We start from the raw sequence: 14,926 nt of genomic DNA on the forward strand, positions 1-14,926 counted from the left end.
CTCAGAACTCGTTGCGCAGGGCCTTGTAGCCCTGCACCAGGTCGATGTTGGTGCGCGCCACGTCCTCGGAGAACTCGGCTGCCGAGACACTGACCGGTGGAAACCGGCCCAGGTCGGTATGCGGGCCGATGTGCTCGGTGGGCGGCACGTAGAAGCGTGCGGGCAGGTCACGGCCATCGACCACCGAGTTGTGCCGCACCACGCTGCCATCGCCAACCTGGCAGTTGAACAGCACGCTGTTGAAGCCGATGAACACCCGGTCGCCGACCTGGCAAGGGCCATGGACGATGGAACGGTGGGCGATCGAGCTGAACTGGCCGATGCGCACCGCCGCGCCGGACTTGGAGTGAATGACCACGCCGTCCTGGATATTGGAGTTGGCGCCGATGACGATCGGCTGCATGTCGCCGCAGGCGTCCACCTCGTCGGCACGGATCACCGCGTAGGGGCCGACGAAGACGTTGTCGTGGATGATCACCTTGCCGCAGATGATCGCGGTCGGGTCGATGTAGGCCGACTCGGCGATGTCGGGGAGATGGCCGGAGGGGTTTCTGCGGATCACGGGAGAAGTCCTGAGGGAGAGAAGACGAACAATTGTTATATTATAACGTTCAATTCGCAAGCACCCGTGTCCTCTGTAGGAGCGGCTTCAGCCGCGATGAAGGCACTGCGGTGCCTGGCACCCGCCCGGCGGGTGATCGCGGCTGAAGCCGCTCCTACAGGGGGGGCGAATCAGCTCAATTGCGTGCCTGCGAACATCGGCCACTCGCTTTGCGGCACAATCGCCAGGCAACCCCGTGCCCACGTAGCGAGTACCGTTCATGACCATCCGCCCCACCCTCACCCGGGATCTACCCCTGCTCCCCGCCCTCGAGCGCTCCGCCGCCCAGGCGTTCAGGCAATACCCTGCCCTGGCCTGGCTGGCTGACAGCGACGTGATGGATGAGGCGGAACATGCACGGTTCCAGGCCGAAGGAGGCAGTTGGGTCGCCGTGAACGACCAGGACCAGCCGCTGGGCTTTATCTGCACCCTGGTGGTCGGCGACAACCTGCACATCCACGAACTGTCGGTGTGCCAGCAAGCCCAGGGCCAAGGGTTCGGCCGGCAATTGCTCGACCAGGCGATCCAGAGTGCTCGGGCAGCAGGGCTGCGCGGGGTGACCTTGACCACATTCGCCGAGGTGCCCTGGAATGCGCCGTTCTACGCCCGCCTTGGCTTCGAGGTACTGGCGGCCGGGCACCTGGACCAACGCTTGGCCGCGATCCTTGCCGAGGAGCGTGCGCACGGCCTGGAAGGGCGCTGCGCCATGCGCCTGCCCCTCGCAGCCTAGGGGCTGCTGCGCACCCCGGCCGGCACACTCTCGGCCACGCAGTAGCGATCCCGCCCCTGGCGTTTTGCCGTGTACAGCGCCTCGTCCGCCGCCGTGATCAGGTTCTCCGGGATGACGCTCTCCAGCGAGGGCGCCACCACCGCGATACCGGCACTGGCCGACACCCGCCCCAATGGGCTGCCCAGGTGCTCGATGGCCGCTCGGCGCAGCGCTTGCAGGATCTCCTGGACGATCAGGCCGGCGCCCTGGGTGTCGGTGTCCGGCAGCAGCAGCGTGAACTCCTCTCCGCCATACCGCACCGCCAGGTCCCCCGGGCGCTTGAGCGACTGGCGCAACAACTCGCCGAAACGCCGCAGGCAGGCATCCCCCGCCGGATGGCCATAACGGTCGTTGTAGGGTTTGAAGTGGTCCAGGTCGAACATCACCAGCGCCAGTGAATGCCCCTGGCGCCGCGCACGGCGGATCTCGGGTTCGAGCACCGCATCCAACCGGCGACGGTTGCCCAGCCCGGTCAGGCTGTCGGTCAAGGCCATGGCCTTGAGCGTCTGATGCGCCTGGTGCAAGGCACGCTCGATGGCGATCCGCTCGCGCAACTGGCGCAACACCACCCAGCCAAATCCGGCCAGACCGATCAACAGCAGCACCAGCACCGCCACCGACTTGAGCATGTCGTGGCGCCAGGGGGCGATGATCGACTCACGCGACAACCCTGCCTCCACCACCAGCGGGTAGCTCGCCAGCACTCGGAAGGCATACAGCCGCGGCGTGCCATCGACCACCGCCACCGCCTCGGCCACGCCTTCGCTGGCATAGGGCAAGTGGTTGCGGAAGATCTCGCTGGCCGCCAGGCTCCTGCCGATCACCTGCTCGACGAACGGCCTGCGCACGAGAATCGTGCCGTCACGCATGGCCAGCACCAGCGCGCCACGCTCGTCGATCTTGAAGTCGCCGTAGTAACGCACGAACCAGTCAACCTTGATGGTACCCAGCAGCACCCCGGCGAAACTGCCGTCGGGGTAGTCCAGGCGCCGCGAGATGGGGATGATCAGGTCGCCAGTGGAGCGGCTGCGCACCACCGTACCGATGCGCACCTGGCGGTCCGGGTGGGTGCGGTGGTAGATGAAATAGTCGCGGTCGGCGTTGTTGGCGCCGGGCGGCACCGCGTCCTTGTCGGTGACGATCCAGTTGCCATCGGGGGCGTAGACGAACAACCCGTGCAGCTGCGGGATGATCGCCGCCTGCTGCTTGAGCAAGGCATGCAACCGGGGCCGGTCGATATGATCGAAACCGTCGCCCTCCAGGCGCTCGGCCAACGCGGCGGTGATGGCGTCGACCTGGCGAATGGCATCCTCGGCGTGCTGGGCGGTGGCGCGGGCCAGGTTGGTCACCGCACGGTCGGCGTTGATGAACGCCTGGCGATAGTCGCGCCAGATCCGCCAGCCCTCGATCAGCACGAAGGCCAGCATCACCACCGCCATGAAGCACAGCACCAGGCGGAACAGCGCCGTCGCCCTGCCCTCGCTGGTCACCGCGTAGACACCGTCCTCGGTCGTGTTCCTGGCTGCACCCATTGAAATCCCTTGCCATCTCGCATTTGCCGCCCATGACTATAGTCCAGGCGCTCGCAGGCAAAAAAAAGGCCCCGGGACATGCGGTCCAGGGGCCGAGGTGGCTGGAATACCCAACCAAAGGAGGTCTTCAGGGCGATGCTCCTACAGGTTTTGCGTCGGCCAGCCGCCGCCCAGGGCGCGGAACAGGTCGACCAGCGCCAACTGGTGCTGGGTACTGGCCTCGATGTAGGTCGCCTCGTTCACATAGTGGCTGCGCTGGGCGTCGAGGTAGCGCAGGTGGTTGTCCACCCCGCCCTCGTAGCGCGCCTTGGCCAGCGCCACGGTCGCCCGGCTGGTGTCGGCCAGGGCCCGGCGCGCCGCTTCCTCGCGGCGCAGGGTGTCGGTGGCGGCCAGGGCGTCGGCCACTTCGCGGAAGGCGGTCTGGATCGTGCCCTCGTAGGCCGCCACCGCCGAATCCTTGCGCGCCTCGGCCAGGCTCAGGCCGGCCTTGTTGCGCCCGGCGTCGAACAGCGGCAGCGACAGCTGCGGCATGAAGCTCCAGCTGCGCGAACCGCCGTCGAACAGCCCGGACATCTGCGCGCTGGAGGTGCCGAAGCTGCCGGTCAGGCTGATCCGCGGGAAGAACGCCGCCCGCGCCGCGCCGATATCGGCGTTGCGCGCCCGCAGCCGGTGCTCGGCGGCGAGGATGTCCGGGCGGCGCTCGAGCAGCACCGACGGCGCGCCCGGGGCGATGTCCTGCAGGACCAGCGGCGCCTCGCCGCGCTCGGCGGGAATCGCCTTGGCCACGTCCGCGCTGCCCAGCAGCAACACCAGGGCGTTGTAGGCCTGGCGCTGCTGGCGCACGGTGGTTTCCAGCTCGGCCCGCGACTGCTCCACCAGGCCCAGGGCTTCCTGGTGGTCCAGGGCGGTGGCGGTGCCGGCCGAACGGCGCTGGCCGACCAGGGCCAGCGAGTCCTCGCGGCTGGCCAGGGTCTGGCGGGTCAGGGCCTGGCGACGCTCGGCGCCGTCCAGGGTCAGGTAGGCCTGGCTGACATCGGCGATCAGGGCAATATGCGCGGCGCGGCCAACTTCCTCGGTGGCCAGGTACTGCTCCAGGGCCGCGTCGCTCAGGCTTTTCACCCGGCCAAACAGGTCCACCTCGTACTCCGGCAGCGACAGCCCCACCTGGTAGGTGCTGCCCACCCCTTCGCGGCCATCGCTGGCCAGCTCCGCCGGCAGGTGCTGGCGGTTCCCCGAGGCCCCGGCGTTCAGGCCCGGCACCCGGTCGGCACGCTGGATGCGGTACTGCGCGCGGGCCTGCTCGATATCCAGCAACGTCTGGCGCAGCGAGCGGTTGTTGTCCAGCGCGGTGGCGACCAACTGGCGCAGTGTCGGGTCGACGATGAACGCCTGCCAGTCCAGTTGCTCCACCGCACGGCCCTGGTGGGCCGCCGCATCGCCCCACTGGGCCGCGACCGGCGCCTCGGGGCGCTGGTAGGTCGGCGCCAGCGAGCAACCGGCCAGGGCGAAGGCCAGCGCACAGGGCAAAACGAAATTACGCATGTCCATCACTCCACGGCCTCGACCGCATGTTTCACAGGGGCAGGCTTGCGCTTGAGCAGCGTCAGCACGAAGACGAAGCAGATCGGCACGAACACCACCCCCAGCAAGGTGGCGCTGAGCATGCCGCCGATCACCCCGGTACCGATGGCGCGCTGGCTGGCCGCGCCGGCGCCGGTGGCGATGGCCAGCGGCACCACGCCGAGGATGAAGGCCATGGAAGTCATCACGATCGGCCGGAAACGCAGGCGCGCGGCCTCGATGGCGGCGTCACGCAGGCTGTAGCCCTTCTCCCACAGTTCCTTGGCGAACTCGACGATGAGGATGGCGTTCTTCGCCGCCAGGCCAATGATGGTGATCAGACCAACCTTGAAGTACACATCGTTGGGCATGCCGGTGAGCATCACCGCCCACACCGCGCCCAGGGCGCCGATCGGCACGATCAGCATCACCGTCAGCGGGATCGCCCAGCTTTCGTACAGGGCCACCAGCAGCAGGAACACCACCAGGATCGCCAGGGCGAACAGGCCAGCGGCTTGGCCGCTGGAGACCTTTTCCTGGTACGAAAGGCCCGTCCAGGCGTAACCGATGCCAGGCGGCAGCTCGCTGACCAGGCGCTCCATCTCGGCCATGGCCTGGCCGGTGCTGTAGCCAGGCGCGGCGTCGCCGGCGATACGGATCGACGGGTAGCCGTTGTAGCGCACCAACTGCACCGGGCCCTCTTCCCATTGGGTGGTGACGAAGGCGCTGAACGGCACCTGCTCGCCACTGGCGTTGGGCGCATACAGGCGCAGCACGCTTTCCGGGGTCATCCGCTCGCCCTGCTCGGCCTGCACCACCACGCGCTGCTGGCGCCCGGCATTGGTGAAGTCGTTGATCACCGCCGAACCGAAGGCGGTGGCCAGGGTGCTGTTGATGGTTTCGAAGCTCACGCCCAGGGCGCGGGCCTTTTCGCGGTCGATCTGCACCCGCAGCTGCGGCGCCTCGGCCAGGCCTTCCATCATCGCGTAGAGGATCACCGGGTTGCCGTTGGCGCGGGCCAGCAGCTGGTCACGGGCCGCCAGCAATGCTTCGCGGCCCAGGCCGCCACGATCCATCAGGCGCAGGGCGAAACCGCCCGAGTTGCCCAGGCCGTCGATCGGCGGCGGCATGACCGCGGTGATGGTGCCGTCGCCATTGGCCGCGAACTGCGCGTTGATCGCCGCGGTTTCGGCCTCGGCCGATTGTTCCTGGCCACGTACGGACCAGTCCTTGTAGGTGGGGAACGCCAGCGCGGCGTTGTCGCCCTGGCCCGAGAAGCTGAAGCCGCTGACGATGAACGAGCTGGCCACCGCCTCGCGGGACATCAGGAACTGCTCCAGGCCTTCGGCGGTGTGGTCGGTACGCACCCGGCTGGCGCCCGGTGGCAGTTGCACGTCGACGATGCTGTAGCCCAGGTCCTCGGACGGCACGAAGGCCTCCGGCAGGCGCAGGTAGGAGTAACCGAGCACCACCAGGATGCCGACATAGGCCAGCATCCAGCGGCCGGCGCGGGCCACCAGGGCGCTGTTCATCACCGAGTAGCGCTCGGTCACGCGGGCGAAGGCGCGGTTGAAGGCGCCGAAGAAACCGCCCTTCTCGTGGTGGCCGTGGGGCACCGGCTTGAGCAGCGTGGCGCACAGCGCCGGGGTGAAGGTCAGGGCCAGGAAGCCGGAGAACAGGATCGACACCGCCAGCGACACGGAAAACTGCTGGTAGATCACCCCCACGGAGCCGGACATGAACGCCAGCGGCAGGAACACCGCCGCCAGCACCAGGGTGATACCGATGATCGCCCCGGACACCTGCCCCATCGCCTTGGCCGTGGCCGCCCCCGGCGACAGGCCTTCCTCGGCCATCAGCCGCTCGACGTTCTCCACCACCACGATGGCGTCGTCCACCAGGATGCCGATGGCCAGCACCATGCCGAACATGGTCATCATGTTCACCGAGAAACCGAGCAGCTTCATCACCATCAGCGTGCCCAGCAGGCACACCGGCACCACGATCGACGGGATCAGGGTGTAGCGCACGTTCTGCAGGAACAGGAACATCACCAGGAACACCAGCACCATGGCTTCGATCAGGGTGTGGATCACCTTCTCGATGGCCACGTCGACGAAGCGCGAGGTGTCGTAGGGCACCGAGTACTCGACGCCCTCGGGGAAGAACTGCGACAGCTCCGCCAGGCGCTCCTTGACCAGGGTGGCGGTCTGGATGGCGTTGGCGCCGGGCGCCAACTGCACCGCGCCGGCCACGGCCGGGTTGCCGTCCAGGCGCGAGGACAGGTTGTAGTTCTCGCTGCCGATGGCCAGGCGCGCGACATCACCCAGCAGCACGCGGGAGCCGTCCGGGTTGGCGCGCAGGACGATGCCGGCGAACGCCTCGGGGGTATCGAGGGTGCCCTGCACCGCCAGGGTCGCGGTCAGCTCCTGCTCGCTGGCCCCCGGGGTGCTGCCGAAACTACCGGCCGGCACCTGGACGTTCTGGCCGCGGATGGCGTTATTGATGTCGTCGATGGACAGGCCGTAGCCCACCAGCTTCTGCGGGTCGACCCAGACCCGCATGGCCGCCTCTGAAGCGAAGAACTGCAGCTTGCCCACACCGGGCACGCGCAGCAGTTCGTTGTTGATGTTGCGCACCGCGTAGTCGGCCAGGGCCGTGGTGTCGCCACTGTCGCTGGCCTTGCTGGTCAGGGCGTAGATCAGCAGGAAGCCGGAGCTGGCCTGCTCGACCTTCAGGCCCTGGGTCAGCACCGCCTGGGGCATGCGCGCCTCGGCCTGCTTCAGGCGGTTCTGCACATCGACCTGGGCCATGTCCGGCTCGGTGCCGGGCTCGAAAGTCACCAGCACCTCGGCGACGCCGTTGGAGTTGTTGGTGGACTCGTAGTACAGCAGGCCCTTGGCGCCGTTGAGCGACTCTTCGATGATGCTGGTCACCGACTCCACCAGCACCTTGGCCGACGCGCCCGGGTAGCTGGCGGTGATGGAGATCTGTGGCGGTGCCACGCTGGGGTACTGGGCCACCGGCAGCGCCGGGATCACCAGCAGGCCGGCCAGGGAAATGAACAGCGCCATGACCCAGGCGAAGTTCGGCCGATTGATGAAGAACTTGGACATCTCGCTACCCTCGCCTTATTGCGCTGCGGCCTGTTGTGCCTGGGCCAGGCTGACCGGCGTGCCCGGAACCAGGCCCGCCGGGCTGCCGACGATGACCTGGTCACCGGCGCGCAGGCCCTCGGTGATCTGCCAGCGCGCGCCCTGCATCACGCCGGTGCGCACGCTGCGCGCCTCGGCCAGGTTGCCGGTGCCCACCACCATCACCCGCGCCTCGCCATCGCTGCCGCGCTGCACGGCGCGTTGCGGCACGAGGATGGCCTGCTGGTCGGTGCCCTGGGGGGTACGCACGCGCACGTACATGCCCGGCAGGAGAATGCCGTCGGCGTTGTCGAAGCGCCCGCGCAGGCTGACCTGGCCGGTGCCACGGTCGACCGCCACATCGGTGAACATCAGCGCGCCCTGGCGCTGGTAGTCGGTGCCTTCGACCTGGGCCGTCAGCGCCTTGTCGTCGCCACCGGCCAACGCGCCGTCCTTCAAAGCCTGGCGCAGGCGCAGGGCATCGGCGGCGGACTGGGTGAAGTCGACATAGATCGGGTCGAGCTGCTGGATACGCGCCAGCAGCGTGGCATCGCCCTGCCCCACCAATGCACCTTCGGTGGCCAGGGCGCGGCCGATGCGCCCGGAAATCGGCGCGGTGACCGTGGCATAGCCGAGGTTCAGGCGCGCGGTCTGCACGTCGGCCTGGGCCGAACGTACGGCGGCCTGGGCGCTGCGCAACTCGGCGGTGGCGCTGTCGAAGTCCTGCTGGCTGACCGCTTCGATCTTGACCAGCGGCTCGTAGCGCTTGACCCGCGCCTGGGCTTCCTGCTGCACCGCCTGGGCCCGTGCCTGGTCGCCCTCGGCCCGCGCCAGGGCGGCCTTGAACGGTGCCGGGTCGATCTGGAACAGCACATCGCCGGCCTTGACGTCGGCCCCCTCTTCGAAGCGTTTGTGCAGGACGATCCCGGCCACCCGGGCACGTACTTCGGCGACCCGCATCGGCTCGACCCGGCCCGGCAGGGTCGAGGCCAGGGCCAACGACTCGCCAGCCACGGTCACCACCTCCACCGGATACACCACCTCGGCCGCGGCCTGCGGCTGATCCGCCCCGTCGCAGCCCGACAGCGCGATCGCCGCCGTCAGCAGGCTGACCATCCCAATTGCACGCAAGTTGCCCATGAATTTCACCCGAGCCTTTGATTTGAAAACGGCGCGAATGGTACTCACGAAGCGTTATTGAGTCAATTTAGTCTCATTTGAATCCACTGTTAAAGTTTGTAATCACGATGGCCGGTCGTCGCCTCGCGGCACCCTTGGCCATGGGCAGGCGTCAAATGAGCACACTGGACTCAGGAGAACGCCCCATGACCCTGCACGCCGTCGCCACCCTCGCCGAGCTCGATGAGCAGCGCCCGCTGCGAGTCCAGGCCGGTACTGAAGAGGTCATCCTGGTGCGCCACGGCGACCAGGTGCGCGCCTACCAGGGCAACTGCCCCCATGCCGGAGCGCCCCTGGAGGAAGGGGTGGTCTGCGCCGGCCTGCTGGTATGCCCCTGGCACAAGGCGGCGTTCGCCGTGGACGAAGGCGCGGTGTGCGAGCCGCCGGCACTGGTCGACCTGCGCCGCTACCCGGTGCAGCTCAAGGACGGCCAGGTCTGGGTGGACGACCAGCCGCTGCCCAGGGCCGACCCGCCCCTGCACAGCGATGCCCGCACCTTTGTCGTCATCGGCGCGGGCGCGGCGGGCAGCGCCGCCGTGGCGACCTTGCTGGGCCATGGCTTCGGCGGGCGGCTGGTGTGGATCGACCAGGAGCCGCAAAGCGCCTACGATCGCACCGCCCTGAGCAAATTCGTCATCGCCGGGCAGATGCCCCCTGACGAAGTGCCGTCGCTGCTGGAGCCTGACGCTCTGCGCCGGGGCCAGTTGCAACGCCTGCACGCCAAGGTTCGCTCGCTGGATGTCGAAAAGCGCGAGATCGCGCTCGCCGACGGCAACGTGCTCAAGTACGACGCCGCCTTGCTGGCCACCGGTGGCAAACCCCGGCGCCCGGACCTGTCTGGCACACAGTTGCCCGGCATCTGCGTGCTGCGCTCGCGGGAAGATGCCGCGCGCCTGCTCGACCTGGCCGAGCCCGGCCAGCCGGTGGTGATCGTCGGCGACGGCTTCATCGGCCTGGAGGCCGCCTCGGCCCTGCGCAAGTACGGCTTGCAGGTGCATGTGGTCACGCGCCATCCGGTCCCGCTGGCCAAGCAGCTGGGTGAGCGCATTGGCCGAACGCTGCGTGAGCTGCATGAACGCAAGGGCGTGGTGTTCCATGGGCCGACCGAGGTGACCGCCTTTGAAGGCAAGGAACGGGTCGAGGCAGTAATGCTGGCCAACGGCGAACGGCTGAAAACCCCGCTGGTGCTGCTGGGCACCGGCGTCTCCCCCGCCACGCGCTATGTGCAGGGTTTGCCCCTGGGCGAGGACGGCGCCATCGAAGTCGACGCCCATCTGCAAGCCAGCGACGGCCTGTGGGCGGCCGGCGACATCGCCCGCTTTCCCCTCGCCGGGCGCCCGGTACGTATCGAGCACTGGCGCCTGGCCCAGCAGCATGGTGTGATCGCCGCCGCCAACATGCTCGGTGAGCGGCGCCGCTATGACGACGTGCCGTTCTTCTGGACCTACCAGCACGGGCGCACCTACGAGGTGCTCGGGCATGGCCGCTACTGGAACCGCATCGAGTTCGTCGGCGAGCCGGAACAGGGCGACTTCATCGCCTTGCAGTGCATCGACGACGAGGTCGAAGCGGTGATCGCCAAGGGCTACTCGAACGCCATGGCCATGTTGTCGCAGCGAATGAAGCGGCCGCTGTCAAGCCGCGAAGCCCGCGAACTGATCGACACCGCTAGCCACATGACTCAATGATTTGGCCCAACCTCTGTAGGAGCGGCTTTAGCCGCGATCACCCGCGAAGCGGGTACCAGGCACCGCGTCGCCTGCATCGCGGCTGAAGCCGCTCCTACCGGCCCTTTCAAACCGGTGCGGTTATGTGTAAAACCACTGGATCACATCGCCTGACAAGGACCCGCGAGCATGATCTACCGCCCCCTCGGCCACTCTGGCCTGCAAGTCTCGGCCCTCACCCTGGGCAGCATGATGTTTGGTGAGCAGACCGGCACCGAAGACGCGCTGCGCATCATCGACAAGGCCTGGGACCAAGGCATCAACTTCATCGACACCGCCGACGTGTACAACGGTGGGCGCTCGGAGGAGATCGTCGGCGAGGCGGTGGCACGCAACCGGCAGGACTGGGTCGTCGCCTCGAAAGCCGGCTACGGCCCGGCCGACGGCATACCCAACCGCAGCGGCCTGTCGCGCAAGCACCTGTTCAACGCCCTGGAAGCCAGCCTCACGCGCCTGGGCAGTGACTACCTGGACATCTACTACCTGCACCGCGAGGACCACTCGGTGCCGCTGGAAGAGACCGTGCGCGCCATCGGCGACCTGCTGGCCCAGGGCAAGATCCGCTACTGGGGCGTGAGCAACTTCCGCGGCTGGCGCATCGCCGAGATCTGCAACGTCGCCGAGCGCCTGGGTGTGGCCAAGCCGGTGGTCAGCCAGCCGCTGTACAACATCGTCAACCGTCAGGCCGAGCCCGAGCAGCTGACTGCCGCCGCCTACCACGGCCTGGGCGTGGTGCCATTCAGCCCCCTGGCCCGTGGCGTGCTCAGCGGCAAGTACGCACCAGGCTCGACACCGGATGCCGGCAGCCGCGCCGGGCGCCAGGACAAGCGGATCATGGAGGTGGAATGGCGCCAGGAGTCGCTGGCCATCGCCCAGAAGATCCACGCCTACACCGAGGCCAAGGGCGTCGGCATCGTCGAGTTCGCCATTGCCTGGGTGCTGAACAATCGTCTGGTAAGCTCGGCCATCGTCGGGCCGCGCACCGAGGCGCAGTGGGATACCTACGCCGGAGCGCTGGAGGTGAAGGTCACGGTCGAGGACGAAGCCTTCATCGATTCGCTGGTGACGCCGGGGCATGCCTCAACGCCGGGGTTCAACGACGTGGCGCATTTCGTGACCGGGCGTCCGTCACGAGACTGATAAAAAACGTGGAAAAGGGGAGGCACCTCCCCTGCTCCCCGCTGTAACTCATCTGCTTTAGACTCCTCGCAAGCATGTTCGACCGATCTGAGCTCACGTACTGAACAGCACACCAAACCCGTTAATCACAAGGCAGTGACCCATGACAAAGAACGGTTATGAAATCACTAACGAAGCACTCACCGCGGCATTGAAAGCTAAAAAGCACAACGTAATAACTCTCACCGGGAAATGGGGCTCAGGGAAGACGGAGCTCTGGAAAACCGTCAGTACCAAAATCGCACAAAACGAACAGGCAAAACCTCTATACATCTCAATATTTGGCGCCAAGACATTAAGCGAGTTGAAGCTTAGAGTACTGCAGGATGCAGCCTCCATAAACGACAACACCTACAAGGACTTCATAAAGCTAGGCGGCTCAATTTTAAAAGGAGTCGCAGGAAAATTTATTCCAGGCCTTGCTTCCGAGGAGCTAATATTACTCAGCCTGCCAAAACTATTAAAAAACAGACTAGTCGTAATAGACGACATCGAGAGAAAACATAAGTCGTTAGAGCTGGATGAAGTGCTCGGCTTTATTAACGAGTATGCAGAACAACACAAAACCCGCTTCCTTCTGTTGCTCAGCTCAGAAAACCTCAAAGATTCCGAGACCTGGAAAGCACTTCATGAAAAGGTCATTGACCTGGAAATCTCTTTAAACCCCAGTGCGAAAGAGGCATTCGACATCGCAGCACGCGACTTCGAAGAGCCTCACATCGAAGACGCGAAAGCAATCATTGAAAAACTGAACATCACAAACATAAGAGTCATAAAAAAGACTCTAACCGCCTTGGAAACACTACTTCACCCGCATTTCCCGCTCGCCCCCGCCACCATCCAGAAAACTTACCCAAGCACCTTGCTGTTAACTGCAATTCATTACAGAGGCATCAGCTCCGGTATTTCACACGACTACATACTGAAGCACAACAGGTTGAAAAAGCTCATCTCAGGCGGTTCGTCCACACCACCGGAAGCAGAATGGGATGCCTTACTAGAAAAAGTAGGCATCAGTTCAACCGATGCATACCAAACAACTGTAATCGACTACCTAAACACAGGAATCACCAACCGGGCAGCTATCGAAGATTACATAAAATCACAATTAAACGACGAAGAAGCCCGGCACACACACAAAGAGATGCAGCACTTTTTTGAGCTGTATTACTGGACCCCATGTCTTGACCAGCAAGAACTGGTTCACCTTTCCGAGTTCTTCATTGAAAACGTCTCTCACCTGAACGCCTCAGAGGTTAGCGCGATTGCAAAAGTCCTCACGGAAATAGACGAGGCCGCCCTTGAGTCTCGTCTGGTCCAGGCCTGGATTAACCAGAACGAGCCACGCATCAAGGTGTCTATCTCCGACCGACTGGACAACACACTAGTCGACCATGGCTCGACAGACACGCTTCATCCCGCAATACGCAGACTGTATGATCATACGAGAGCAGCCCAGCATCTGCCCTTGTCTCTGGAAGACGCCATTCAAAATACCTTTGTAAACAATGGCTGGGGTGGAAGGGAAATACAGTGCCTTGGGCATGCATCGCCGGAAGATTTCATTGCAACAATCAAGTCCTTATCTGGTCGCCGACTGGAGTATTTCTTTGAGGGTGTATTCTCACTACTCAACACTGGTGGACTGAGCAAGGAATTCGAGGCGGGACTTGAAAGTTTCAGAGAAGCTTGTCGTCGTATCATGCAAGCCGAAGGCAATTCTCGCCTAGCACTTATCATTGGGCGAATACTCAGTTCACGGAATATAAACATCTCGCCAAACACTCACCCCAACTTCTCGTGACGAGGTATCGTTGCGCCTACCGTCAGACGGGAGCTCACTCACCCGCGTCAATCTAAGCACCTCACTCAGCGTTGTGCTCCATATTCAGCTCTGCGGAGCACAACGTGCCAAGTCGATATCTTCCAAGCGCTTCCAATTGGGGAGCCACGCGCCGGGGTATCGGTCCCCCCTTTCCCCAATCACCTCGGTATCGTGCGCACCATCGAATCACCTTTCCGATGGAGCCCCGATGAAACTCTTCGAACCTCTCAAGCTCGGCCCTCTGACGCTGCCCAACCGGGTTTTCATGGCACCGCTTACCCGCCTGCGCAGCCTGGAACCCGGCGATGTACCGACCCCTCTGATGGCCGAGTACTACCGTCAGCGCGCCAGCGCCGGGCTGATCATCAGCGAAGCCACGCAGATCTCCTTCCAGGCCAAGGGCTATTCCGGTTCCCCGGGCATCCACACCCCCGAACAGATCGCCGCCTGGCGCCGGGTCAACGAAGGCATCCACGCCGACGGCGGCCACAGCGCGGTGCAGGTCTGGCACACCGGCCGCGTGTCACACACCTCGCTGCAACCAAACGGCGACGCGCCAGTGGCGCCTTCCGCGCTGCCGGCCAACGCCCGGACCTCGCTGCGTGACGAACAGCGCAAGGTGATTCGCGTCGAGACCTCCACGCCACGCGCCCTGAGCGAAACCGAGATCGCCGCGATCGTCGCCGACTTCGGCCAGGCCGCCGCCAACGCCCGCGAAGCCGGCTTCGACTTCATCGAACTGCACGCCGCCCATGGCTACCTGCTGCACCAGTTCCTCACCCCCAGCGCCAACATTCGCGACGACCGCTACGGCGGCAGTGTCGAAAACCGTGCGCGCATCGTGCTCGAAGCGGTGGACGCTGCCATCGCCCAGTGGAGCGCCGACCGGGTGGGCATCCGCATCTTCCCGCTGGGTGGTTTCAATGGCGTCGACAACGGCGAGGACCAGGAAGCGGCCGGGCTGTACCTGATTGGCGAACTGGCCAAGCGCAACCTGGCCTACCTGCACCTGTCCGAACCGGACTGGGCCGGTGGCCAACCGCTGCGCGACGAGTTCCGCGAGGCGATTCGCGCGGTCTATCCGGGGGTGATCGTGGCGGCAGGTGCCTACACGGTCGAAAAAGCCGAAGACTTGCTCAGCCGCAGGCTGATCGACGCGGTGGCGTTCGGCCGTGCGTTCATTGCCAATCCGGACCTGGTGGAACGCCTCCGGCTGCAGGCACCACTGAACGAACACCGGGCGCAGTTCGACTATGCCAACGGGGCCGAGGGGTATACAGACTATCCCGTCCTGAAACAGGCTTGATTGCAGCAAGGGCGCCGCAAGCGCCCTTCTTCCCCTCAAGCCATGCGCGATCCTTGTGGGAGCGGCCCTTTCGCGAAACAAGGCCGCTCCCCAAGGGCAAGCGTGACTGCGAAT

10 protein-coding genes are annotated in these 14,926 nt (G+C 65.2%); 5 read left to right on the plus strand and 5 right to left on the minus strand.

What is annotated here, in order from left to right; translation table 11 throughout:
- Position 1: 1 nt before the first annotated feature.
- The gene (locus JYG34_RS14975; protein ID WP_213657184.1) at positions 2-562 is read right to left on the minus strand and encodes a carbonate dehydratase; all 561 of its coding nucleotides are present in this window, start codon (positions 560-562) and stop codon (positions 2-4) included.
- A 259-nt stretch (positions 563-821) separates the two neighbouring features.
- Here JYG34_RS14975 and JYG34_RS14980 point away from each other — a divergent pair, with 259 nt between their 5' ends.
- Complete coding sequence (locus JYG34_RS14980; RefSeq protein ID WP_213657185.1) at positions 822-1,331, plus strand: GNAT family N-acetyltransferase; 510 nt, start codon at positions 822-824, stop codon at positions 1,329-1,331.
- Here JYG34_RS14980 and JYG34_RS14985 read toward each other — a convergent pair.
- The 4 genes from JYG34_RS14985 to JYG34_RS15000 form a co-directional block, all read right to left on the minus strand.
- Positions 1,328-2,902: a sensor domain-containing diguanylate cyclase gene (locus JYG34_RS14985; RefSeq protein ID WP_213657186.1), complete on the minus strand. Its 1,575-nt coding sequence runs from the start codon at positions 2,900-2,902 to the stop codon at positions 1,328-1,330. The two genes, JYG34_RS14980 and JYG34_RS14985, sit on opposite strands and share 4 nt — an antisense overlap.
- A 141-nt stretch (positions 2,903-3,043) precedes the next feature.
- On the minus strand, positions 3,044-4,450 hold the full coding sequence (locus tag JYG34_RS14990) for an efflux transporter outer membrane subunit (RefSeq protein ID WP_213657187.1): 1,407 nt from the start codon (positions 4,448-4,450) through the stop codon (positions 3,044-3,046).
- Entirely contained in the window at positions 4,450-7,578 is a 3,129-nt protein-coding gene (locus JYG34_RS14995) for an efflux RND transporter permease subunit (protein ID WP_213657188.1), read from the minus strand. The genes JYG34_RS14990 and JYG34_RS14995 overlap by 1 nt, the downstream gene beginning before the upstream one ends.
- Before the next feature lie 15 nt (positions 7,579-7,593).
- The gene (locus JYG34_RS15000; protein WP_213657189.1) at positions 7,594-8,736 is read right to left on the minus strand and encodes a MexC family multidrug efflux RND transporter periplasmic adaptor subunit; all 1,143 of its coding nucleotides are present in this window, start codon (positions 8,734-8,736) and stop codon (positions 7,594-7,596) included.
- A 185-nt stretch (positions 8,737-8,921) separates the two neighbouring features.
- Here JYG34_RS15000 and JYG34_RS15005 point away from each other — a divergent pair, with 185 nt between their 5' ends.
- From JYG34_RS15005 to JYG34_RS15020, 4 genes are all read left to right on the plus strand, one after another.
- A complete protein-coding gene (locus JYG34_RS15005) occupies positions 8,922-10,463 on the plus strand; it encodes an FAD-dependent oxidoreductase (RefSeq protein WP_213657190.1) in 1,542 nt (513 codons plus the stop codon).
- A 168-nt stretch (positions 10,464-10,631) separates the two neighbouring features.
- Positions 10,632-11,642 (plus strand): aldo/keto reductase, encoded by a 1,011-nt coding sequence (locus tag JYG34_RS15010; protein ID WP_213657191.1) that lies wholly within the window; start codon positions 10,632-10,634, stop codon positions 11,640-11,642.
- Positions 11,643-11,784: 142 nt separating this feature from the next.
- Positions 11,785-13,485 (plus strand): P-loop NTPase fold protein, encoded by a 1,701-nt coding sequence (locus JYG34_RS15015; RefSeq protein ID WP_213657192.1) that lies wholly within the window; start codon positions 11,785-11,787, stop codon positions 13,483-13,485.
- Between the two features lie 229 nt (positions 13,486-13,714).
- The gene (locus JYG34_RS15020; RefSeq protein ID WP_213657193.1) at positions 13,715-14,812 is read left to right on the plus strand and encodes an alkene reductase; all 1,098 of its coding nucleotides are present in this window, start codon (positions 13,715-13,717) and stop codon (positions 14,810-14,812) included.
- The last annotated feature ends 114 nt before the right edge of the window (positions 14,813-14,926 follow it).

It is taken from the genome of Pseudomonas entomophila (genome assembly GCF_018417595.1).
Lineage (GTDB): Bacteria > Pseudomonadota > Gammaproteobacteria > Pseudomonadales > Pseudomonadaceae > Aquipseudomonas > Aquipseudomonas entomophila_C.